The organism is Curtobacterium pusillum, assembly GCF_007680845.1.
Taxonomy (GTDB): Bacteria; Actinomycetota; Actinomycetes; order Actinomycetales; family Microbacteriaceae; genus Curtobacterium; species Curtobacterium pusillum_B.
Genome location: NZ_VEIY01000001.1, coordinates 563315 through 584626, shown reverse-complemented (window position 1 = coordinate 584626; position 21312 = coordinate 563315). Strand labels below are relative to the sequence as shown.

Annotated in this window: 21 protein-coding genes; 10 read left to right on the top strand and 11 right to left on the bottom strand. The window is 71.2% G+C overall.

Features of this window, described 5'->3' with window-relative positions; genetic code table 11:
• Positions 1–6: 6 nt before the first annotated feature.
• Genes FS825_RS02765 through iolC form a run of 3 tightly spaced genes read right to left on the bottom strand, consistent with a single transcriptional unit; the run spans position 7 to position 3438 of the window.
• Positions 7–1518 carry a CoA-acylating methylmalonate-semialdehyde dehydrogenase gene (locus FS825_RS02765; protein WP_144710626.1) on the bottom strand — a complete coding sequence of 504 codons (1512 nt, stop codon included), beginning with the start codon at positions 1516–1518 and terminating at the stop codon, positions 7–9.
• A complete protein-coding gene (locus FS825_RS02760; protein WP_144710624.1) occupies positions 1515–2438 on the bottom strand; it encodes a class I fructose-bisphosphate aldolase in 924 nt (307 codons plus the stop codon). The genes FS825_RS02765 and FS825_RS02760 overlap by 4 nt, the downstream gene beginning before the upstream one ends.
• Complete coding sequence (gene iolC, locus FS825_RS02755; protein ID WP_144710622.1) at positions 2431–3438, bottom strand: 5-dehydro-2-deoxygluconokinase; 1008 nt, start codon at positions 3436–3438, stop codon at positions 2431–2433. Before iolC ends, FS825_RS02760 begins: the two co-directional genes overlap by 8 nt.
• A 130-nt stretch (positions 3439–3568) precedes the next feature.
• On the opposite strand from iolC, the gene FS825_RS02750 reads away from it, so the two are divergent.
• Complete coding sequence (locus FS825_RS02750; protein ID WP_144710620.1) at positions 3569–4831, top strand: DNA recombination protein RmuC; 1263 nt, start codon at positions 3569–3571, stop codon at positions 4829–4831.
• A gap of 181 nt (positions 4832–5012) precedes the next feature.
• Here the strand turns inward: FS825_RS02750 and glpX are convergent, their stop codons facing one another.
• A complete protein-coding gene (glpX, locus tag FS825_RS02745; protein ID WP_144710618.1) occupies positions 5013–6002 on the bottom strand; it encodes a class II fructose-bisphosphatase in 990 nt (329 codons plus the stop codon).
• Between the two features lie 90 nt (positions 6003–6092).
• Between glpX and fbaA the strand changes: the two genes are divergently transcribed.
• A complete protein-coding gene (gene fbaA / locus FS825_RS02740) occupies positions 6093–7121 on the top strand; it encodes a class II fructose-bisphosphate aldolase (protein ID WP_144710616.1) in 1029 nt (342 codons plus the stop codon).
• A gap of 105 nt (positions 7122–7226) precedes the next feature.
• The gene (locus FS825_RS02735) at positions 7227–8486 is read left to right on the top strand and encodes a M18 family aminopeptidase (protein WP_144710614.1); all 1260 of its coding nucleotides are present in this window, start codon (positions 7227–7229) and stop codon (positions 8484–8486) included.
• Positions 8487–8519: 33 nt separating this feature from the next.
• Here the strand turns inward: FS825_RS02735 and FS825_RS02730 are convergent, their stop codons facing one another.
• Together FS825_RS02730 and FS825_RS02725 are read right to left on the bottom strand one after the other, a co-directional pair.
• Complete coding sequence (locus FS825_RS02730; RefSeq protein ID WP_144710612.1) at positions 8520–9248, bottom strand: DUF6264 family protein; 729 nt, start codon at positions 9246–9248, stop codon at positions 8520–8522.
• Entirely contained in the window at positions 9245–10309 is a 1065-nt protein-coding gene (locus FS825_RS02725; RefSeq protein ID WP_395885384.1) for a 4-hydroxy-3-methylbut-2-enyl diphosphate reductase, read from the bottom strand. Before FS825_RS02725 ends, FS825_RS02730 begins: the two co-directional genes overlap by 4 nt.
• 125 nt (positions 10310–10434) lie before the next feature.
• Between FS825_RS02725 and xseA the strand changes: the two genes are divergently transcribed.
• From xseA to FS825_RS02700, 5 genes are all read left to right on the top strand, one after another.
• Positions 10435–11670, top strand: coding sequence for an exodeoxyribonuclease VII large subunit (xseA, locus tag FS825_RS02720; protein WP_144710610.1), 1236 nt, complete (start codon positions 10435–10437; stop codon positions 11668–11670).
• 96 nt (positions 11671–11766) lie between these two features.
• Complete coding sequence (locus tag FS825_RS02715; RefSeq protein WP_144710608.1) at positions 11767–12012, top strand: exodeoxyribonuclease VII small subunit; 246 nt, start codon at positions 11767–11769, stop codon at positions 12010–12012.
• Positions 12009–12647 (top strand): DUF4245 domain-containing protein, encoded by a 639-nt coding sequence (locus FS825_RS02710; RefSeq protein ID WP_144710607.1) that lies wholly within the window; start codon positions 12009–12011, stop codon positions 12645–12647. The genes FS825_RS02715 and FS825_RS02710 overlap by 4 nt, the downstream gene beginning before the upstream one ends.
• A gap of 73 nt (positions 12648–12720) precedes the next feature.
• Positions 12721–13335 (top strand): carbonic anhydrase, encoded by a 615-nt coding sequence (locus FS825_RS02705; RefSeq protein ID WP_144710605.1) that lies wholly within the window; start codon positions 12721–12723, stop codon positions 13333–13335.
• 138 nt (positions 13336–13473) lie between these two features.
• Positions 13474–14874: a class II fumarate hydratase gene (locus FS825_RS02700; RefSeq protein WP_144711246.1), complete on the top strand. Its 1401-nt coding sequence runs from the start codon at positions 13474–13476 to the stop codon at positions 14872–14874.
• A 153-nt stretch (positions 14875–15027) separates the two neighbouring features.
• On the opposite strand, the gene FS825_RS02695 is transcribed toward FS825_RS02700, so the two are convergent.
• The 3 genes from FS825_RS02695 to FS825_RS02685 all read right to left on the bottom strand — a co-directional run bounded on the left by FS825_RS02695 (position 15028) and on the right by FS825_RS02685 (position 18645).
• Positions 15028–16389: a PhoH family protein gene (locus tag FS825_RS02695; protein WP_186377041.1), complete on the bottom strand. Its 1362-nt coding sequence runs from the start codon at positions 16387–16389 to the stop codon at positions 15028–15030.
• Between the two features lie 292 nt (positions 16390–16681).
• Positions 16682–17791, bottom strand: coding sequence for an aminotransferase class V-fold PLP-dependent enzyme (locus FS825_RS02690; protein ID WP_144710603.1), 1110 nt, complete (start codon positions 17789–17791; stop codon positions 16682–16684).
• A 68-nt stretch (positions 17792–17859) separates the two neighbouring features.
• On the bottom strand, positions 17860–18645 hold the full coding sequence (locus FS825_RS02685; protein WP_186377040.1) for an isoprenyl transferase: 786 nt from the start codon (positions 18643–18645) through the stop codon (positions 17860–17862).
• An 88-nt stretch (positions 18646–18733) separates the two neighbouring features.
• On the opposite strand from FS825_RS02685, the gene trhA reads away from it, so the two are divergent.
• Complete coding sequence (gene trhA, locus FS825_RS02680) at positions 18734–19453, top strand: PAQR family membrane homeostasis protein TrhA (protein ID WP_144710601.1); 720 nt, start codon at positions 18734–18736, stop codon at positions 19451–19453.
• 84 nt (positions 19454–19537) lie between these two features.
• Here the strand turns inward: trhA and FS825_RS02675 are convergent, their stop codons facing one another.
• A complete protein-coding gene (locus tag FS825_RS02675; protein WP_144710599.1) occupies positions 19538–19864 on the bottom strand; it encodes a hypothetical protein in 327 nt (108 codons plus the stop codon).
• Positions 19861–20751, bottom strand: coding sequence for a mycothiol conjugate amidase Mca (mca, locus tag FS825_RS02670; RefSeq protein WP_144710597.1), 891 nt, complete (start codon positions 20749–20751; stop codon positions 19861–19863). Before mca ends, FS825_RS02675 begins: the two co-directional genes overlap by 4 nt.
• An 84-nt stretch (positions 20752–20835) precedes the next feature.
• Here mca and FS825_RS02665 point away from each other — a divergent pair, with 84 nt between their 5' ends.
• Positions 20836–21309, top strand: coding sequence for a DUF4307 domain-containing protein (locus FS825_RS02665; RefSeq protein ID WP_186377039.1), 474 nt, complete (start codon positions 20836–20838; stop codon positions 21307–21309).
• Positions 21310–21312 lie beyond the last annotated feature (3 nt).

Here is a 21312-nt window from a genome sequence, read left to right as displayed (position 1 = left end):
GCGGGGTCAGTTGTTCGAGGGGAAGCCGAGGTTGATGCCGCCGTGCGAGGGGTCGAGCCACCGCGACGTGATCGCCTTCTGGCGGGTGAAGAAGCTCACGCCGTCGGCGCCGTACGCCTTGTGGTCGCCGAACAGCGAGTTCTTCCACCCGCCGAACGAGTAGTACGCGACCGGGACGGGGATCGGCACGTTGATGCCGATCATGCCGACCTGCACGTCGCGCTGGAACCGGCGGGCGGCGCCGCCGTCGTTGGTGAAGATGGCGGTGCCGTTGCCGTAGGCGCCCGAGTTGATGAGCTCGAGGCCCTCTTCGTAGGACGCGACCCGGACGACCGACAGCACCGGGCCGAAGATCTCCTCCGTGTACACGCGGCTCGTCGTGGGCACCTTGTCGATGAGGGTCGGGCCCAGCCAGAAGCCGTTCTCGTCGCCGTCGGGTCGGACGGTGCGGCCGTCCACCACGACCACCGCACCGTCCTGCTCGGCGACCTCGATGTACGAGGCGACCTTGTCACGGTGCTGCTTCGTGACGAGCGGGCCCATGTCGCACCCGCGACGCCCGTCACCGATGCGCAGGGTGGCCGCGCGGGCCGTGATCTTCTCGATGAGCTCGTCCGCGACGGGCTCGACGGCGACGACGACCGAGATCGCCATGCAGCGCTCCCCCGCCGAGCCGAAGCCCGCGTTGATGGCGTTGTCCGCGACGAGGTCGAGGTCGGCGTCCGGCAGCACGAGCATGTGGTTCTTCGCGCCGCCGAGGGCCTGCACGCGCTTGCCGTGCTTCGTGCCGGTCTCGTAGACGTACTGCGCGATCGGGGTCGACCCGACGAACGAGATCGACTCGACGTCGGGGCTGGTGAGGAGCCCGTCGACGCTCAGCTTGTCGCCGTTGAGGACGTTGAAGACGCCGTCCGGGAGGCCGGCCTCCTGGAACTTCTCCGCCAACCAGATGGCCGCACTCGGGTCCTTCTCGCTCGGCTTGAGCACGACGGTGTTGCCGGCCGCGATCGCGATCGGCAGGAACCACAGCGGGACCATCGCCGGGAAGTTGAACGGGCTGATGATGCCGACGACACCGAGCGGCTGCCGGATCGAGTACACGTCGATGCCGGTCGACACCTGGTCGCTGAACTCACCCTTCAGGAGGCTCGGGATGTTCGTCGCGAGCTCGACGACCTCCTGCCCGCGGGCGATCTCGCCCAGGGCGTCGTCGATGACCTTGCCGTGCTCGCTCGTGATGATCTCGGCGAGCTCGCCCTTGTCCCGGTTGAGGATCTCGCGGAAGGAGAACAGGATCTGCTGACGCTTCGACAGCGAGAGGTTGCTCCACGCCGGGAACGCGGCCTTGGCGCTCGCGATGGCGGCCTGGATCTCGTCCTCGTTCGCCAGCGCGACCTGCTTCGTCGCGACACCGAGCGCCGGGTCGTAGACCGGAGCCGTGTTGCCGGACTGCGAGGCCACACGTGCCCCGTCGATCCAGTGGCCGACCGTGGTGGTGGTCGTGTCGGTGATCGTCATGCGTTGCTTCCTTCGAGTGTGGTGGTGTGCACGTTCCTGTGGACGAGACCCGCGGCGACGTCCACGGCGGCGGCGACGTCGCCGTCCCCGGGGTAGAGCAGGGTGCGGCCGACGACGAGACCGCGCACGCCCGGCAGGGCGAGCGCGTCAGCCCACTTGGCGTAGGTCTCGAGCGGCTTGGTCGACGGGTCGCCACCGAGCAGGAGCGTCGGCAGTGTCGTCGCCGCCATCACCCGCTCCATGTCGTCGACGACCGGGATCTTCAGCCAGCTGTAGGCGCTCGACTCGCCGAGACCGGCGGCGATCGCCATCGAGGTGATGACGGCGTCCGTGGAGAGGTCGTTCACGATCCGGTCGTCCTTCCACTCGGACATGAACGGCTCGAGCATGATGGGCAGCTGCTGGGCCGCGGCCTCGGACACGGCGCGCGCGGTCGCCTCGAGGGTCGGGGCGGTGCCGCCGTCGGCGAGGTTGATGCGGACGAGGAGCTTCGCGAAGTCGAGGCCGGCGTCCTTGATCGACGCGGCCGAGTACGCCGTGTACCGGTCGTCCATCTCGAAGGTCGCTCCGCGCAACCCGCCGCGGTTCATCGAGCCGACGACGACCTTGCCGTCGAGGACGCCGAGGAGCGCGAGGTCCTCGAGGATGTCCGGGGTGCCGAGGACCCCGTCGACACCGGGTCGGCCGAGGGCGGTCACGAGGCGCTCGAGCAGGTCGTAGCGGTCGGCCATCGCGGACTCGTCGTCGCGCACGCCCAGGGCGCCGCGTGCGGGGTGGTCGGCGGCGACGATGAAGAGCTTGCCGTCGTCGGCCAGGAGGCTTCGCTTGGTGCGGGCCGCAAGCGCGGTCTGGATCTGCTCGGGCTGCGAGGCGCGGACGTCCCGGAGGCGCTGGAAGTCGGCGGCGCTGATCTCAGGCATGGACGGACTCCTCGTGGTTCGTCCCCTCGGCGGGGTTCGACTGGATGAACTGCTCGATCTCGTCGCTCGTCGGCATCGCGGTGGAGCACTCGAAGCGCGTGGCGACGATCGCGCCGGCGGCGTTGCAGAAGGCGAGGATGCGCTCGAGACCCCAGCCCTCGAGGAGCCCGTGGGTGAGTGCACCGCCGAAGCCGTCACCCGACCCGAGGCCGTTCACGACGTCGATGTGGTGCGGGCGGAACTCGACGAACTCGTCGCGGGTCTTCGCCAGCACGCCCTTCGGCCCCTGCTTGACGATGGCCAGCTCGACCCCGCGCTCGAGGAGGGCGTCGGCGGCGCGGACCGGATCGGTCTCGCCGACCGCGACCTCGCACTCCTCGCGGTTGCCGACGGCGACGGTGGCGTGCTCGAGGGCGACGGCGACCTCACGGGTGGCGGCCTCGGCGCTCGACCAGAACATCGACCGGTAGTCGAGGTCGAGCACCGTGTGGAGCTTGGTGCTGCTCGTGGATGCGCTCCGCGCTTCGTAGGCGACGTGGTGGGCTTGGCGGCTCGGTTCCTCGCTGAGCCCGGTCACCGTCGTCCAGAAGATCCCCGCCCGCTCGATCTCGTGGAGCGGCAGCGACTTCGCGGTGATCATGAGGTCCGGGGCCTTCGGCGCCCGGTAGAAGTACAGCGGGAAGTCGTCCGGCGGGAAGATCTCGCAGAACGCGACCGGGGTGTTCAGTCCCTCGACCGTCTCGACGAACTCGTTCGCGACGCCGAACTCCGGCAGCGTCCTGGCGATGTAGCGGCCGAAGGGGTCGTTCCCCGTGCGGGTGATGACGGCGGCGTCCGTACCGTGGCGGGCCGCCGCGATCGCGACGTTGGTGGCGCTGCCGCCGACGGACTTCGAGAACGTCGAGACGTCTTCGAGCGGGCCCGTCTGCTGGGGGTAGATGTCGACGCTGACACGTCCCATCGTGATCACGTCGTACGCGTGGGGAGCTGGGTTCGTCATGCGACGTGGTGGACCTTCCGTGCGGCTTCATCGGCGGACGATCACGACTGTACACCGCGTTTGCCAGAATGTCATTACATGGATCGCGGCCAGGAGGCGCGGTGTCGGTGGGTCCTGCCAAGGTCACGTCATGCAGATCCTCGCGCTGGTCATCGGTCTCGTCATCGGCACCGCCGTCGGTGCCGTCGTCGCCTGGTCGCTCGCGCGCTCGCGCGCCGGCGTGGACGCCGCCGCGGCCCGCGCGACCGCCGAGGCGCTGCGCGGCCAGCTCGCGTCCGTGCGGCAGGACGCCGAGGAACGGCTCGACGCCCAGGACACCCAGTACCGCCGGCAGGTCGACTCGCTCGAACGTCGGTCCGCCGAGCTCGAGCACCTCGTCGAACGGATGCACGGCGCCGACGCCGCCCGCAACCAGAACGAGTCGAAGGTGCTCTCCGCGCTGAGCCCGGTCGCCCAGACGCTCGACGTCATGCGCGCCAAGATCGCCGAACTCGAGCAGGCCCGCAGTGAGCAGTACGGAGCACTGTCCTCCCAGCTGCGCTCCGCCGCCGAGTCCGAGGAACGCCTGCGCGCCACCGCCGAGACCCTCGCGAGCGCACTGTCCGCCAACAGCACCCGGGGCGTCTGGGGCGAGACGCAGCTCCGGAACGTGGTCGAGGCCGCCGGTCTGCTCGAACGAGTCGACTTCGACGTGCAGTCCTCCGTCACGACCTCCGCCGGTGCCGCACGCCCGGACATGATCGTCCACCTGCCCGGTGGGAAGAGCATCGCCGTCGACGCGAAGGTGCCGTTCAGCGCCTACCTGCAGGCGGCGGAGATCCCGGCGAGCGCGACCGGGGCCGAGGGGGCTCGCCGGGACCACCTCATCGGCCAGCACGTCAAGGCGCTCCGGGCGCACGTCGACGCCCTGGCCGCGCGGGAGTACTGGTCCGGGTACGACGCCTCCCCCGAGCTGACGGTGGCGTTCATCCCGTCGGAGTCCCTCATCGCCAGTGCCCTCGCCGCCGACCCGGGGCTGCTCGACCACGCGTTCCGCAAGCGGGTGGCACTGGCTTCGCCCGTGACGCTCTGGTCGGTGTTGAAGACCGTCGCGTTCTCGTGGCAGCAGGACGTCGTCACACAGGAAGCCAGGGAGCTGTTCACCATCTCGCGGGAACTCCACGGCCGGCTGTCGACGATGGCCGGGCACGTCGACAAGCTCGGGCGCTCGATCCGCGGCTCGGTCGTCGACTACAACCGGTTCGTGGGGTCACTGGAACGGCAGGTGCTGCCCAGTGCTCGTCGGTTGTCGTTGCTCGACGAGTCGAAGGTGATCGCGGACCCGTCCACGATCGAGGACGAGCCACGCCTGCTCACCGCGCCGGAGCTCGTCGGCGCCGTCGACGACGACTGACCCGCTCGCGCCGGTCGCGCCGGGCGTCGGGCGTCGCGGCGTCGCGGCGTCGAACCACGAAACCGACGTCGAACCGGCCCCGTCGCCTGGTTCGATGTCGTTCGCGTGGTTCGACCTCGGCGCCGGCGCCGGCGTCGACCTCGGCGCCGGCGTCGGCGTCGGCGTCCGGCTCAGCGGCGGGTCAGAACCACTTCTCGGCGCGGTGGTCGGCCTGGATGCGGCGGATCGTGTTCGACCGGGACCGGAGCACGAGGGAGTCGGTGTGGATCACACCACGCGACCGACGCACCCCGTCGACCAGGACACCGTCCGTGACCCCGGTCGCGACGAAGAACGTGTTGTCACCCGTGACGAGGTCATCCTGGTCGAGGACCTTGTCCAGGTCGTGCCCGGCAGCGATCGCCTTCTCCCGCTCCTCGTCGTCCTTGGGCTGCAGCTTGCCGAGGATCACCCCACCGAGCGCCTTGATCGCACACGCCGTGATGATGCCCTCCGGCGTCCCACCCACCCCGACGCACATGTCGATCGTCGACCCCGGCAGCGCCGCCGCGATCCCACCCGCGACGTCCCCGTCGAGCAGCAGCCGCGTCCCGGCACCGGTGGCACGGATCGCACGGATGAGCTCGTCGTGGCGGGGACGGTCGAGGACGGCGACGACCATGTCCTCGAGGTCCTTGCCCTTCGCCTTCGCGAGCGCGCGGATGTTCTCCCCGATCGGCTTCTCCAGGTCCAGGACGCCGCGGCCCTCGGGCCCGGCGGCGATCTTGTCCATGTAGAACACCGCCGACGGGTCGTACATCGACCCACGATCCGACACCGCCATCACCGAGATGGCGTTCTGCCGGCCGGCAGCGGTCAGCGAGGTGCCGTCGATCGGGTCCACGGCGATGTCACACGCGGGACCGTGGCCGTTGCCGACGTGCTCACCGTTGTAGAGCATCGGGGCGTTGTCCTTCTCGCCCTCTCCGATCACCACGACACCGTCGAAGTTCACCGTCCCGAGGAACTTCCGCATCGCGTCCACAGCGGCACCGTCCGCGAGGTTCTTCTCACCACGACCCACCCACGGCTGCGCACGGATCGCGGCAGCCTCCGTCGCACGCACGAGCTCGAGCGCCAGGTTGCGGTCAGGCTGGAGGAACAGGGAGCCGGTCTCAGTGGTGGGAGTCACGGCCCCAAGACTACCGACCGGCGTCGAGTCACACTCCAGTCCGCCTGACTAGGCTCGGCCGGGACACCACCGAAGTTGAAGGAGATCCACGTGCCCATCGCAACGCCGGAACAGTACGCCGAGATGATCGAACGAGCGAAGGCCGGCAAGTTCGCGTACCCGGCCGTGAACGTGTCCTCGTCGCAGACGATCAACGCGGTCCTCCAGGGACTCGCGGAGGCCGGCTCGGACGGGATCCTCCAGGTCACCACCGGCGGCGCCGACTACTTCGCCGGCCACACCGTGAAGAACCGTGCCGCCGGTGCCCTCGCGATGGCGAAGTTCGCCCACGAGGTCGCGAAGAACTACGACATCACGGTCGCACTGCACACCGACCACTGCCCGAAGGACGCCCTCGACGGCTTCGTCCTCCCGCTCATCGCCGCGAGCGAGGAAGAGGTCCGGCAGGGACGCAACCCGATCTTCCAGTCGCACATGTGGGACGGCTCGGCGGTCCCCCTCGACGAGAACATCGAGATCGCGAAGACGATGCTCGAGAAGACGCGGAACATCAACGCCATCCTCGAGGTCGAGATCGGCGTCGTCGGCGGCGAGGAGGACGGTGTCGAGCACGAGGGCACCAACGACGCGCTGTACACGACCCCCGGCGACGTCGAGAAAGTCGTCGACGCGCTCGGCCTCGGCGACCAGGGCCGCTGGATCGCCGCCCTGACGTTCGGCAACGTGCACGGCGTCTACAAGCCCGGCAACGTGAAGCTGCGCCCGGAGCTCCTCGGCGAGATCCAGGCCTCGGTCGCCGCGAAGCACGGCACCGGCGAGAACCCCCTCGACCTCGTCTTCCACGGCGGCTCCGGCTCGACGGACGACGAGATCCACGAGGCCGTCCGCAACGGCGTCATCAAGATGAACATCGACACGGACACGCAGTACGCGTTCACGCGCTCGATCGCCGGTTCGATGTTCACGAACTACGAGGGCGTCCTCAAGATCGACGGCGAGGTCGGCAACAAGAAGCAGTACGACCCGCGCGCCTGGGGCAAGGTCGCCGAGACCGCCATGGCGGCCCGCGTGGGCGAGGCCGCGAAGGTCCTCGGGTCGGCCGGTCACACCAAGGGCTGATCAGCAGGTCGCGTCCGGTTCGTCCGGACGGGAGGAACGGGGCGCGTCCGACGGGCGCGCCCCGTCCTGCGTCTGGGCGCCGCCACCGCGTGCCACGATGGACGGGTGACCGCCGACGCCATCGCCACCGAGTTCGCCCAGTACGTCACCGACTCCCCGACGGCGTTCCACGCCGCCGCGGCCGCTCGGGACCGGCTCGTCGGAGCAGGGTTCACCGAGCTGTCGGAGCTCGACGCCTGGCCGACGGAGCCCGGCGCCTACGTGGTGGTCCGCGACGGCGCGGTCATCGCCTGGCGCCTGCCGTCCGGCGCGACGGGCACGATCCCGTTCCGGATCCTCGGCGCGCACACCGACTCCCCCGGGTTCCGGATCAAGCCGAACCCCGGCGTCCGGACCGGCGGGTGGGAGCAGCTGAACGTCGAGGTCTACGGCGGCGCGCTCCTGTCCACGTGGTTCGACCGGGACCTCCGGATCGCCGGCCGGGTCGTCGACGCCGACGGCTCGGTCCTCCTGGTGTCGACCGACGCCGTCGCCCGGATCCCGAACCTCGCGATCCACCTCGACCGCGGCGTGAACGACGGCAAGGAGATCGACCGGCAGCGGCACACCCTGCCGATCGTCGGGGTCGACGGGGACGCGGGCGGCACCGACGTGGTGGCCTGGTTGCGTGGACGACTCGGTGAGGGCGCGGTCTCGTGGGACCTGTTCCTCGCCGACACCCAGCTGCCGACGCGGATCGGCATCGACCGGGAGTTCCTCGCCTCGGGTCGGATGGACAACCTCACGAGCGTGCACGCCGGACTCCGCGGCATCGTCGACGCTCCGGCCGACGGCGACCACATCCCCGTGTTCGCGGCGTTCGACCACGAGGAGATCGGCTCGTCGACGCCGTCCGGCGCGGGCGGCCCGTTCCTCGAGGACGTCCTCGGCCGCGTGCAGGAGGGCCTCGGTGCGAGCCGGTCCGACGCCGCGCGGGCGTTCCGGGCCTCGTGGCTGCTGTCGAGCGACGCCGGGCACCTAGTGCACCCGAACCAGCCCGAGAAGCACGACCCGACCAACCGCCCGCGTCCGGGAGCCGGTCCGCTGCTGAAGATCAGCGCGAACCAGCGCTACATGACCGAGGCGAAGGGTGAGGCGGTCTGGGCGGCGGCCTGCACGACCGCCGGTGTGCCGTGGCAGCCGTTCGTCAACGTGAACACGATCCCCGGCGGCTCGACGATCGGCCCGATCGCGGCGACCCGGCTCGGCATCCCGACGATCGACATCGGCGTCGGGCTCCTGTCGATGCACTCGATCCGGGAGCTCGTGCACGTCGACGACCTCGCCGCGCTGCACGGCGCGGTCGCTGCGTTCCTCGCCGGGTAGTCGACGAGCGGGAGGGATACGCCCGCCGCGGGATCAGCCGCCGGACGCCATCCGCTGCAGGTACGCCTGCACCTGCGGGTCCTGGAAGACGACGACCAGCACCGGGACCATCCCGAGGAACGACCCGACGACACCGCCGACGAGCGGGACCCAGAACGTCCAGCGTCGGGACCGCAGCCGCCGGAGCGACCACCAGGCGACGAGCACGAACGCGACGACGAGCACGACTGCGCGCACGACGGCGGCGGACGACAGGGCAGCCGGATCGGCGAGGTCGGTGTACTGCTGCTCGACGACGGACCGCACCGTCGAGGCCACCGTGCCGACGGCGAAGGACTCGAACACGGACCACAGCCCGATGACGAGCAGGCCGACGGTCAGGACGAGGTCGAGCGGCGACGCGCCGAACCGGCTGGCCAGCGGGGCCGTGCGTGCCGACGGGTCGGCCGGAGCGCCCCCACGGGTCGGCGGTGCGGCCGGGCCACCACGGCGATCGCGGACCGCGGCTGCGGCTGCCTGTTCCCGCAGTGCTCGCGAACGGTCGTCCTGCTCGCGGCGTTCCTGCTCGACGAGCACCGGGTTCACCCAGCCGTCCGGGGCGTACTCGCCGTACTGCGGTGCGGGGCGGCCGTGGACGCGACCATCCGGTCCACTGCTCGCCGACGTGGCGGGGGTGCGCCGCGCCTCCAGGCCGTCCGTCGCGTCGTCGACGTGACCCGACGAGCGCGACGGGACCGACGACCAGTCGCCCGTGCCGCTCATCGGCGTCGCCCGCCGAGCGCACGCGTCGGAGCACCCGAGGCATCGGTGCGGAGCTCCTTCGGGAGCGAGAACATGAGGTCTTCGTGGGCGGTCACGACTTCTTCGACCGTGCCGTAGCCGGCGTCGGCGAGCTGGTCGAGCACCTCGGTGACGAGTTCCTCGGGGACGGAGGCGCCGCTCGTGACGCCGACCGTGCTGACGCCCGCGAGCCAGTCCTGCTGGATCTCGGACGCGTAGTCGACCCGGTGCGCCGCCTTCGCACCGTGCTCGAGCGCGACCTCGACCAGGCGGACGCTGTTCGACGAGTTCGCCGATCCGACGACGATGACGAGGTCAGCCGCGGGCGCGACCTTCTTCACGGCGACCTGCCGGTTCTGGGTGGCGTAGCAGATGTCGTCCGACGGCGGGTTCTCGATCGTGGGGAACTTCTCGCGCAGGAGGCGGACGGTCTCCATGGTCTCGTCGACGCTCAGCGTGGTCTGCGACAGCCAGACGAGGTTGTCCGGGTCCGGGACCTCGAGCGCGGCCACGTCGTCGGGGCCGTTGACCAGGATCGTGCGCTCGGGCGCGTGCCCCATCGTGCCTTCGACCTCTTCGTGGCCGGCGTGACCGATGAGGATGATGGTGCGCTCGGCCTTCGCGAAGCGCGTTGCTTCCCGGTGCACCTTCGTGACGAGGGGGCAGGTCGCGTCGATGGCGTGCAGGTCGCGGTCGGCGGCGCCGGCGACGACCGCGGGCGAGACCCCGTGCGCGCTGAAGACGACGTGCGAGCCGCGCGGGACCTCGGCGACGTCGTCGACGAACACCGCGCCACGCTGCTCGAGCGTCGACACGACGTGGACGTTGTGGACGATCTGCTTCCGGACGTAGACGGGCTCGCCGTACTGCTCGAGCGCCTTCTCGACGGCGACCACGGCGCGGTCGACGCCCGCGCAGTACCCGCGGGGCGCTGCGAGCAGGACCTTCTTCGTGCCGGCGACCGGTTCGTCCCGCAGCCGGCCGCGCGGCGCGAGGACCCGCGGCGCTGCGAGCGGGACCGTGTGGCCGTTGGTGATCGTCACGTCCCCGATGATAGGTGAGCACCACGCGCGCGACCTGGGGACGGGACACGCCTGTGGAGAACACGCCGACCGCCCCGCTGTCACCGGTACCGGGCACGATGGGCGTCCGACGACGAGGAGCTTGCATGGCGATCGAACAGGGCCCGCCCACGGCCGACAACCCGTGGCCCGTCGCGCTGCTCGGCTCCAAGATCCGGGACTGGATCGACCGGCTCGGCACCGCCTGGGTCGAAGGCGAGATCACCCAGTGGAACGTCGCCGGCGGCAACGTCTACGGCAAGCTCAAGGACGTCGAGGTCGACGCCACGGTGTCGTTCTCGATCTGGTCGAGCGTGCGCGCCCGGGTCCCCGCCGACCTCAAGCAGGGCGACCGGGTCGTCGCTGCCGTCAAGCCGAACTACTGGGTCAAGGGCGGCTCGTTGACGATGCAGGTCGTCGAGATGAAGCACGTCGGCCTCGGGGACCTGCTCGAGCGGCTCGAGCGGCTCCGGCGCACCCTCGCCGCGGAAGGGCTGTTCGACCCGTCGCGGAAGAAGCGCCTGCCGTTCCTGCCGCACCGGATCGGGCTCGTCACCGGCAAGGACTCCGACGCCGAGAAGGACGTCAAGCGGAACGCGCAGCTCCGGTGGCCGCAGGTCGAGTTCCGGACGGTCCACACGGCGGTGCAGGGCGAGCGCGCCGTGAGCGAGGTCACCGCCGCGATCCTCGAGCTCGACGCCGACCCCACCGTCGACGTGATCATCATCGCCCGTGGCGGCGGCGACTTCCAGAACCTGCTCGGCTTCAGCGACGAAGGACTCGTCCGGACCGCGGCCGCCGCGGACACACCGATCGTCTCGGCCATCGGGCACGAGGCCGACCGGCCCATCCTCGACGAGGTCGCCGACCTCCGCGCCTCCACCCCGACCGACGCCGCGAAGCGCGTGGTGCCGGACGTCGCCGAGGAACTCGCCAACGTCCGGCAGGCCCGGGCCCGGATCGGGCTCCGGCTCTCGCACACCCTGTCGGTCGAAGCGGACCGGATCGCGGCGCTCCGGTCGCGGCCGGCCCTCGCGTCCACGGGGTGGCTCGTCGACACCCGGGCCGAGGAGATCGCGCGTGACCTGTCCCGCGCCCGGGAGCTCCTCGACCGGCGGCTCGAACGGTCGCATGCGGACGTCGGGCACCTGACCGCCCGGCTGCGCGCACTGTCGCCGCGGGACACCCTGCGGCGGGGGTACGCCATCGTGCAGACGACGGACGGCGGGGTCGTGCGGAGCGCGGACGACCTGGCCGGGGCGACCCCGGTGCACGTGACGCTCGGCGCCGGGACCGCGACGGGCACGCTCGAGCCGGACGGCCCGGGGCCGGACGGGGTCTGACCGGGCGGGACTGAGCGGACGGGGTCCGACCGTGCGCGTTCTCCACAGATGCTCGGAGCGGCCCGCGGGTCGGTGGGCGCTCGGTAGGATCGAGGGGTGCCATCCCAGCAGGAACCCGAGCAGCCCGACGTCCAGTCGCTGAGCTACGAAGCCGCGCGCGACGAACTCGTCCGCGTCGTCGCCGAGCTCGAGCAGGGGTCGGCGACGCTCGAACGGTCCCTGTCGCTCTGGGAACGCGGTGAGTCACTGGCCGCACGGTGCGAAGAGTGGCTCGTCGGCGCCCGTGCGCGCCTCGACGCCGCTCGTGCCGCCTCCGCGACCGAGGACGGCGCAGCCCGATGACCGACGCCGACGGCCGCCCGATCGTCGCCGAGCTCGGCCGCCCCGAGACGCCGGAGGAGACCTGGGCACGGAAGGACGCCGCGCGCACCGCTCGCCGGCAGCACCAGACGGCGTTCAACCTCGTCCTCGCCCTCATCGCGTCACTCGGCATCGTGCTGTTCCTCGTCGCCGTCGTCGTCCGCCCGGACACCTCGGTGGGTGACCGCACGGTGGACTACCAGCAGGTCGCCTCACAGGCGAAGGTGCCCGGCGTGACGCTCGCCGCTCCGGCGCTCCCGAAGGACTTCACGTCCAACCGAGCCGACTACAAGGACAAGACCTCCGACGGCGTCAGCGTGTGGACCGTCGGGCTGATCACCCCGGACAAGCAGTTCATCAGCCTGCAGCAGGGCATCGACGCGAACGCGACCTGGGTGTCGAACGAACTCGAGCAGCACGCGGCCACCGGGTCCCGCACGATCGCCGGCACGAAGTGGACCGTGTACGACCGCCGTGCCGAAGGCGACGACGCCGGCAACCAGGCGTACTCGCTCGTGTCGACGTTCGGCAAGAACACCGTCGTCCTGGCCGGCACCGCGAACGACTCGTCCTTCCGGACCGTGGCCACCGCCGTCGCGAAGCAACTCGCGGGCTGACCGCACACCACCCGAACCCGCACCCGCACCCGCACCCGCACCAGCACCAGAAGACCAGCACCCGAGGAGCCCCATGCCCGACCGCGCCGCTTCCACCCCGTCCGAGGCCCTCCGGCTCCTCGTCGACGGCAACGCCCGCTTCGCCGCGGACAAGCGCCGCACGGGCCGGATCGACCCCGACCGCCGGTCCGAGCTGGCCGGGTCGCAGGCACCGTTCGCGACCGTCCTCGGCTGCTCCGACTCCCGCGTGCCCTTCGAGCACGTGTTCGACGCCGGCATCGGGGACCTCTTCGCCATCCGCAACGCCGGGCAGATCGTCGACGACGTCGTGCTCGGGTCGATCGAGTTCGCGGTCGTCGCGCTGGGCACTCCGCTCGTGGTCGTCCTGCGCCACACCAAGTGCGGCGCCGTCGCGGCCGCCCGCTCCGGTGAGCCCGTCCCCGCGCCGCACCTCCAGGCCCTCGTCGACGCGATCGCCCCGAGCGTCGAGCGCGTCCGCACGAGCGACCCGGACGTCCCCCAGGAATCGGTCGGCGCCGCGCACCTCGAAGCGACGCTCCGTCAGGTGATCGAGCGCTCCGGTGCCGTCTCCGACGCCGTCGCCGAGGGTAGATTGGCCGTCGTCGGCGCGACCTACGACCTCACCACGGGCGAGGTCACGATCGACATCGTCGTCGGCCAGGCCTGACCGGCCGGCACGACGAGCAGTCCCGGGCGCCGGCGGAGACCCCGCCGTCCGGACACCCCACGAGCCGGCGCGACCGCGGCCGGTGACCACCCCAGGAAGGACCACGACGACGTGACCGACACCACCACCCCGACCACCGTGACCGACAGCTCCGGCGAGTACCGGATCGAGCACGACACCATGGGCGAGGTCCGGGTGCCGGTGTCCGCGCTCTACCGGGCGCAGACGCAGCGCGCGGTGGAGAACTTCCCGATCTCGGGCAGCGGGCTCGAGTCCGCCCAGATCGTCGCCCTCGCCCGGATCAAGCGCGCCGCGGCGATCGTCAACGGCGAGCTCGGCATCGTCGACCCGGCGCTGGCGGACGCCGTGGCGAAGGCGGCGGACACGATCATCGCCGGCGAGCACCACGACCAGTTCCCCGTCGACGTGTACCAGACGGGCAGCGGCACCTCGTCGAACATGAACATGAACGAGGTCCTCGCGACCCTGGCGTCCGAGATCGCCGGCACCCCGGTGCACCCGAACGACCACGTGAACGCCTCGCAGTCGTCGAACGACGTCTTCCCGACCTCGGTGCACGTCGCCGTGACCGAAGCCCTGCTCCGTTCCCTCGTGCCGGCGCTCGAGCACCTCGCGGAGTCGCTCGAGGCCAAGGCGTCGCTCTGGGCCGACGCCGTGAAGTCCGGCCGCACGCACCTGATGGACGCCACCCCGGTCACCCTCGGCCAGGAGTTCGGCGGCTACGCACGCCAGGTCCGCCTCGGCATCGAGCGCGTGAACGCGACGCTCCCCCGCGTGGCCGAGGTCCCGCTCGGCGGCACGGCGGTCGGCACCGGCATCAACACGCCCACGGGGTTCCCGCAGCGCGTCATCGCCCAGCTCGCGACCGACACCGGCCTCCCGATCACCGAGGCGCTCGACCACTTCGAGGCGCAGGGCGCCCGCGACGCCCTCGTCGAGGCGTCGGGCGCGCTCAAGGTCATCGCGGTCAGCCTGACGAAGATCAACAACGACCTCCGCTGGATGGGCTCCGGCCCGAACACCGGCCTCGGCGAACTCCACATCCCGGACCTCCAGCCGGGCTCGTCGATCATGCCGGGCAAGGTCAACCCGGTCATCCCCGAAGCAACCCTCATGGTCGCCGCCCGGGTCATCGGCAACGACGCCACGATCGCGTGGGCCGGCGCCTCCGGAGCGTTCGAGCTGAACGTCGCGATCCCGGTGATGGGCACCGCGCTCCTCGAGTCGATCCGTCTGCTGGCGAACAGCTCGCGGGTCCTCGCCGACAAGACCATCGACGGGCTCGAGGCGAACGTCGACCGTGCACGCGCCTTCGCGGAGTCGTCGCCGTCGATCGTGACCCCGCTCAACCGGGTCATCGGCTACGAGGCCGCGGCGAAGGTCGCGAAGTTCGCCGTCGCCGAAGGGGTCACCGTGCGCGAGGCCGTGATCGCCCTCGGGCACGTCGAGCGGGGCGAGGTCACCGAGGAGCAGCTCGACAGCGCCCTCGACGTCCTCAGCATGACGCACCCGAACTGACGCACCCACACGGCGGACGGGAGGCGCGGTGCCAGCTGGCACCGCGCCTCCCGTCCGACACCGCGGAACGGACACAGCACCGCGGAATCCCGCGGTGCTGTGTCCGGAACCTGGTTCCGACGCGTGGCGACGCGACGCGACGCGCGCGCCGCGCTACGGCAGGTCGGGCGAGTCGAGCATCTCCGTCACGAGCGCCGCGATCGCCGACCGCTCCGACCGCGTCAGCGTCACGTGCGCGAACAGCGGGTGCCCCTTGAGCCGCTCGATCACCGAGGCGACCCCGTCGTGCCGACCGACGCGCAGGTTGTCCCGCTGCGCGACGTCGTGCGTGAGCACCACCCGCGAGTTCTGCCCGATCCGGGACAGCATCGTGAGCAGGACGTTGCGCTCGAGGGACTGCGCCTCGTCGACGATCACGAACGCGTCGTGCAGGGAACGCCCGCGGATGTGCGTGAGCGGCAGGACCTCGAGCATGCCCCGCTCGACGACCTCGTCGAGGACGTTGTCGGACACCAGCGCGCCGAGGGTGTCGTAGACGGCCTGCGCCCACGGGTTCATCTTCTCGTTCGCGTCGCCGGGCAGGTACCCGAGCTCCTGCCCGCCCACGGCGTACAGCGGGCGGAACACCATGATCTTCTTGTGCTGCTGTCGTTCGAGCACCGCCTCGAGCCCGGCGCAGAGCGCGAGCGCCGACTTGCCCGTCCCGGCGCTGCCGCCGAGCGACACGATGCCGATCTCCGGGTCGAGCAGCGCGTCGATCGCGAGTCGCTGTTCGGCCGAGCGGCCGCGGAGGCCGAAGACCTCCCGGTCGCCCCGGACGAGTGCCACCGACCCGCCGGGGATCACACGTCCGAGCGCCGAGCCGCGCTCGGAGTGGATCACGACGCCGGTGTTCACCGGGATGCCCTCGAGCGATGCGGAGCGGATCTCCTCCTGCTCGTACAGGTCGGACATCTGCTCCCCGGAGACCTGCAGCTCCGTGACTCCGGTGTAGCCGCTGTCCACGGCGAGTTCGGCGCGGTACTCCTCGGCCGCCATGCCGATCGAGGACGCCTTGACGCGGAGCGGCAGGTCCTTCGACACGACGACGACGTCGAGTCCGTCGTTCTTGAGGTTCGACGCGACCGCCAGGATCCGGGAGTCGTTGTCGCCGAGCTGCAACCCGGAGGGCAGGACCGACTGGTTGGAGTGGTTGAGCTCGACCCGGAACGAGCCGCCCTCGCCGATCGCGATCGGGAAGTCGAGCCGTTCGTGTTCGATCCGCAGTTCGTCGAGGAGTCGGAGGGCCTGCCGCGCGAAGTACCCGATCTCCGGGTCGTTCCGCTTCGACTCGAGTTCGCTGACGACCACGACCGGCAGGACCACCGCGTGCTCCGCGAAGCGGAACAGTGCCCGCGGATCGCTGAGGAGCACCGAGGTGTCGAGCACGTACGTGCGCTGGGCGACCGACGTGGACGAGTCCGCGGTGCGCTGCTGGGCGGTGCCGCGAGAGACGTTCTGAGAGGTCACGACCACTCCATCCCCGGGCCGCGATCGGCCCGGTCCATGTCCTCGAACGCGGCCGTGGAGCGGGTCCCGAAGCACCGACTGTGGCCGCTTCGATCGGGCGCGGTGCCCGATGGGGACAAGCTACGTCCGACCCCCGACAGGCGACACGCGACACGCTGTTCCGCAGGTTACGGTCGCGTGAACGCGCACCGCGGCTGACGGGAGGTCCGGCGGCCCCCTCGCGAAAGCGACGGATTGCCGCGAACTGTCCGCGGGGATCTGTCGCTCTCGCGACAGAGACCGCGCAGCGCGCCGCGCGCTACTGCATCGTGGCGTACGACAAGCAGGCGTCGCGGAACATGTCGAGCGTCTCGTCCGTCGTGGACGCGAACACCGACACCCGAGCGACCCCGAGCCGCGTCGTCACGGTGACCCCGTGGTTGTGCAGCGCGGCCGACAACGCCGTGAGCCGCCCCTGCGGCGGCCGGAGCACCACGATCCCGGCGCGCTCCCGCGGGTCGCGGCTGGACTCCACCGAGAGCCCGAACTCGTCGGCGATGTCGAACACCCGCTCGACCCGGTCCGCGACGCGCTCCTCGACCGCCGCGACACCGACCGCGGTCAGCCGGTCGAGCGACACCGCCATCCGGGCCTGCGACACCGGGTCGACGCGCGACATCTGGTAGCCGGCAGCCCCGGGTCGGACGGAGGGCACCTCGGTCGGCCAGCCGGTCGTACCGTGCGGACCGGAGAGCGCCGGACGCAGGCGGTTCAGGGCCCGGTCGCTGAACGCTGCGAAGCCCGTCCCCCACCCGGCGTGCAGCCACTTCTGCCCGCCGGTGGCGACGACGTCGGCGACCTCGTACGGTGCGTCCACGACGCCGAAGCCCTGGATGGCGTCGACGATGAGCAGGCGGTCGCCGATGACCTCCCGGATCGCGGCGAGGTCGGCGAGGTAGCCGGTCTGCCAGTCCACGAGGGACAACGCGACCGCGGTGACGTCGTCGGTCAGGCGCGACTCGATCAGCGACGGGGTCATCCACCCGGCACCCGACTCGATCACGACCGGCTGGACCCGGCCGCCGGTGGCCGACGCGGCACTGGCGAGGGCGAGCGGCAGCGACGGGTACTCGTCGGCGGACACGAGCACGCCGCCGGTGAGTCCGAACGCGGTGTGCAGCAGGCCCGGCGTGGTCGCGGTCTGCGAGACGACCTGGTCCTCGCGCCGGCCGACCAGGCGCGCGGCGACGGTGCGGACCCGGGCGTCCTGCTCGTCGAGCGTCTCCATCGCGCCGAACCGCAGGTGTTCCTGGATCGTCCCGAGCACGCGCTGCTCCTCGAGGACCGCGGTCTGCACCGGACCGAACGCGGCGTGGTCGAGGTAGCCGGGCTCCTCGGCGAACCCGGCGGCGTACTCGGGGATGTTCACAGGGGCAACCTTCCGTGGGACGAAAAACCCTGTGAGTCTACTGGGACGCCCCGTGCGGGACGAACCGACTATCCGCCGAAGCGCCGGGAGCGCAGCCCGAAGTCACGGACTGCGCGGAGGAAGTCGACCTCGCGGAGGTCCGGGTAGAACGCCTCCACGAAGTAGAACTCGCTGTGCGCGCTCTGCCACAGCATGAAGTCCGACAGCCGTTGTTCACCCGAGGTCCGGATGACCAGGTCCGGGTCGGGCTGGCCCTGCGTGTAGAGGTGGTCGCCGATGAGCTCGGGGGTGAGGACCTCGGCCAGGGTGTCGAGGGTGCCGCCGCCCTCGCCGTGGGCCTGCACGATGCTCCGCATGGCGTCGGCGATCTCGCGGCGTCCGCCGTACCCGACCGCGAGGTTGATGTGCAGGCCGGTGTGGTCGGCGGTCCGGCGCTCGGCCTGCTCGAGGGCGGACACCAGCGACTCCGGGAGCCCCTCGTTCGACCCGACGTGCTGCACGCGCCAGTCGCGGTGGTCGGAGAGCGTGCCGGCCAGGTCGGCGATGATCCCGACGAGCTGCTCGAGCTCGTCGCCGCCCCGACCCGTCAGGTTGTCCGAGGACAGCAGGTAGAGCGTCACGACCTCGATGCCGAGGTCGTCGCACCAGGTCAGGAACTCCGGGATCTTGGCGGCGCCGGCGCGGTGGCCGTGTGCGGCGGACTCGAGGCCGAGCTGCTTCGCCCAGCGACGGTTGCCGTCCACGATCATGGCGACGTGCTTCGGCATGGCCGCACCGTCGATCTGCCGGCGGATACGACTCTGGTAGGCGCGGTAGAGGATCCCTCGTCCTGCCCATCCCACCCTGCCGGTCACGGGACGAACATAGTCCACCGGACCTCCGAACCAGCCACGCCGCCGAGCTGTTCGGCAATCGTTCGGCGGCGGACCGTACGGTCGGGGCATGCACGCCGAGCACGACACCGGAGCCCTCCCGCACGTCCCCTTCACCGAAGAGGCCGCCTCGGTCGGCCCCGGTCCGGCCGTGGAACCCCGCCCGGCCTGGCGCGGGTGGATCCACCTCGGGGCGTTCCCGTTCGCCGCCGCGATGGGCATCGTCCTCATCGCCCTCGCCGGCTCCCCCGCGGCGAAGGTCGGCAGCGCGGTGTTCATGGCGACGTCGTTGGCGATGTTCGGTGTCTCGGCGACCTACCACCGCTTCCCCTGGGGCCCGACGGTCAAGGCCGTGCTGAAGCGCATCGACCACACGAACATCCTGCTGCTCATCGCCGGCACGTACACACCGGTGGCGATCTGTGCGCTGCCGCACACGCTCATGGTCGTCGTGCTGTGGGTGATGTGGTCCGGCGCAGCGCTCGGCATCGCGTTCCGGGTGCTCTGGATCGGGGCACCGCGGTGGCTGTACGTGCCGATCTACCTCGTGCTCGGGTGCGCGGCGCTCGGTCTGCTCCCGCAGTTCTTCGCCGCGAGCGTCCCGATGACCGTGCTCGTCCTGTCCGGCGGCCTCGCGTACGTCATCGGCGCGCTCGTGTACGGCTTCAAGCGGCCGAACCCCTCGCCGACGGTGTTCGGGTTCCACGAGGTGTTCCATGCGCTCACCGTGGTCGCGTTCGCCGCGCAGTGGGCCGGTGTGCTCATCGTGGCGCTCCACCCGGTCCGGTGACGCGCGCGGCTCACGTGAGCGGCTGACGGACTGGAGGCACGGTGCGGGCCCGCGCCGCGCCTCCAGACCGTCGATCGGACGCGTCTACCCGCGTTCGGTGTCGTCCCCGACGTCGGCTCGGCCGTCCTCGGCCGCCCGCCGTTCCGGTTCGTCGGTCGCGACGCCGTCGCGGTCGTACCCGTCGGCGCTCGCGGTGCCGTTCGCCTCCGCCTCGAGCCGCTCCCGGATCTCCGCGCGGTAGCGGGTCCGGCGGATGCGCCGCGTCATGTCGATGACGAGCAGGATCGTCACGACGGCGACGACCGCGATCGCGATGAAGCCCGCGACACCGGGGGTGACGTCGACGTCGGGGACGGTCGAGGTCGGGCTCGGGCTGGGGGTGGCGGCGAGTGCCGCCCAGGTGGTGCTCACGCAGTGGTGTCCTCGTCTGCCGGGATCCCCGCGAAGAGGTCGGACTCCGGCGTCGACGTCGGCACGCGTGCCTCGACGAGCTGGTAGTCCTCGGTCGGCCACACCGTCGCGAGGAGGTCGTTCGGCCAGTAGAAGAACGCGCTGTCCGGCGGCACCTGGCTGGCGTGGGCGCGCAGCGCGGCGTCGCGGGCGTCGAAGTACTCGTGCACGTCGACGTGGGTGGTGGCGAGGTCTGGTCGGTCGGCGAACCGTTCGACCCACTCGCGGAGCTGCTCGATCGCGGGGCTGTCCGGGTCGCGTTCCTGCAGGGCCTCGAAGATCGTGCGGAACCGGCGGGGGTTCATCGTGCGCTCGTAGTAGAGCTTCGCGATCGCCCACGGCTCGCCGGCGGACGGGTACTTCGTCGGGTCGGCGGCGTCGCGCCAGGCGGCCACGGACACCTCGTGCGTGCGGATGTGGTCGGGGTGCGGGTAGCCGCCGTTCTCGTCGTAGGTGACGAGCACGTGCGGACGGAAGCGCCGGATCACCCGGACCAGGGCCTCGGTGGAGTACTCCAGCGGTACCGTGGAGAACGTGCCGGGGCGCACGGTCTCGCCCTTCTCGGCGTCCGGCAGACCGGAGTCGTGGTAGCCGAGCCACAGGTGGTCGATCCCGAGCGCTGCCTGCGCTGCGGCCATCTCGGTGCGGCGGTACCCCGCCATGTCCCGGTGGGCGCGGCTGGTGGCCGGTTCGCCGAGCCGCTCGTTGAGGATGTCCCCGGCCTCGCCGCCGGTGCAGGACACCACGAGGACCTCGTTGCCCTCGGCCGCGTACTTCGCCGCCGTCGCCGCTCCCTTGCTCGACTCGTCGTCGGGGTGGGCGTGGACGGCCAGCAGGCGGTACGGCACGGTGGTTCCTCACAGATCGTGCGCGGTGGTGCGCGGGGGGCGCACGGTGGACGCGGGCGGCGCACAGGGACGCGTGAACTACCCTTGCATCAGGATAATCACCCCGGGAGCCCCGAACTGTCCGAACCGCACGCCCGACCGGCACCTCAGCCGTCCGCCAGCACCACCGCGACGCTGGACGACCGCTACGGCCGCACCCCCGGCCGTCTCCGACGCGGCCGCTTCATCGGCATCGTCGGTGCCGTCGCCGTCGCCGTGGTCTTCGCGGTGTGGGTCATCTGGGCCGGCCCGGGGCAGACGAGTCACGGGCTGGACACCGACGACGTCGGCTACCAGGTCGTGGACGCGCACCGGACGGTCGTGCACACGCAGATCTCCGTCGACCCGGGCACGGTCGCGAAGTGCGCCGTCCAGGTGCTCGACAAGTCGTACACGATCGTCGGCTGGAAGGAGATCCAGGTCCCCGCGTCCGAGCAGCGCACCCGGAGCATCACGACGGCTGTGAACACCGTGTCCCGGGGCGTGACCGGCTTGATCCACGACTGCTGGGTTCCCTAGACT

Excerpts from the sequence above, each read along its gene's own strand:
- FS825_RS02710 (WP_144710607.1), top strand. The coding sequence starts at position 12,009 with ATGACCGACGCCGACGGCCGCCCGATCGTCGCCGAGCTCGGCCGCCCC.
- iolC (WP_144710622.1), bottom strand. The coding sequence starts at position 3,438 with ATGACGAACCCAGCTCCCCACGCGTACGACGTGATCACGATGGGACGT.
- xseA (WP_144710610.1), top strand. The coding sequence starts at position 10,435 with ATGGCGATCGAACAGGGCCCGCCCACGGCCGACAACCCGTGGCCCGTC.
- FS825_RS02750 (WP_144710620.1), top strand. The coding sequence starts at position 3,569 with ATGCAGATCCTCGCGCTGGTCATCGGTCTCGTCATCGGCACCGCCGTC.
- FS825_RS02760 (WP_144710624.1), bottom strand. The coding sequence starts at position 2,438 with ATGCCTGAGATCAGCGCCGCCGACTTCCAGCGCCTCCGGGACGTCCGC.
- FS825_RS02705 (WP_144710605.1), top strand. The coding sequence starts at position 12,721 with ATGCCCGACCGCGCCGCTTCCACCCCGTCCGAGGCCCTCCGGCTCCTC.
- FS825_RS02765 (WP_144710626.1), bottom strand. The coding sequence starts at position 1,518 with ATGACGATCACCGACACGACCACCACCACGGTCGGCCACTGGATCGAC.
- FS825_RS02730 (WP_144710612.1), bottom strand. The coding sequence starts at position 9,248 with ATGAGCGGCACGGGCGACTGGTCGTCGGTCCCGTCGCGCTCGTCGGGT.
- trhA (WP_144710601.1), top strand. The coding sequence starts at position 18,734 with ATGCACGCCGAGCACGACACCGGAGCCCTCCCGCACGTCCCCTTCACC.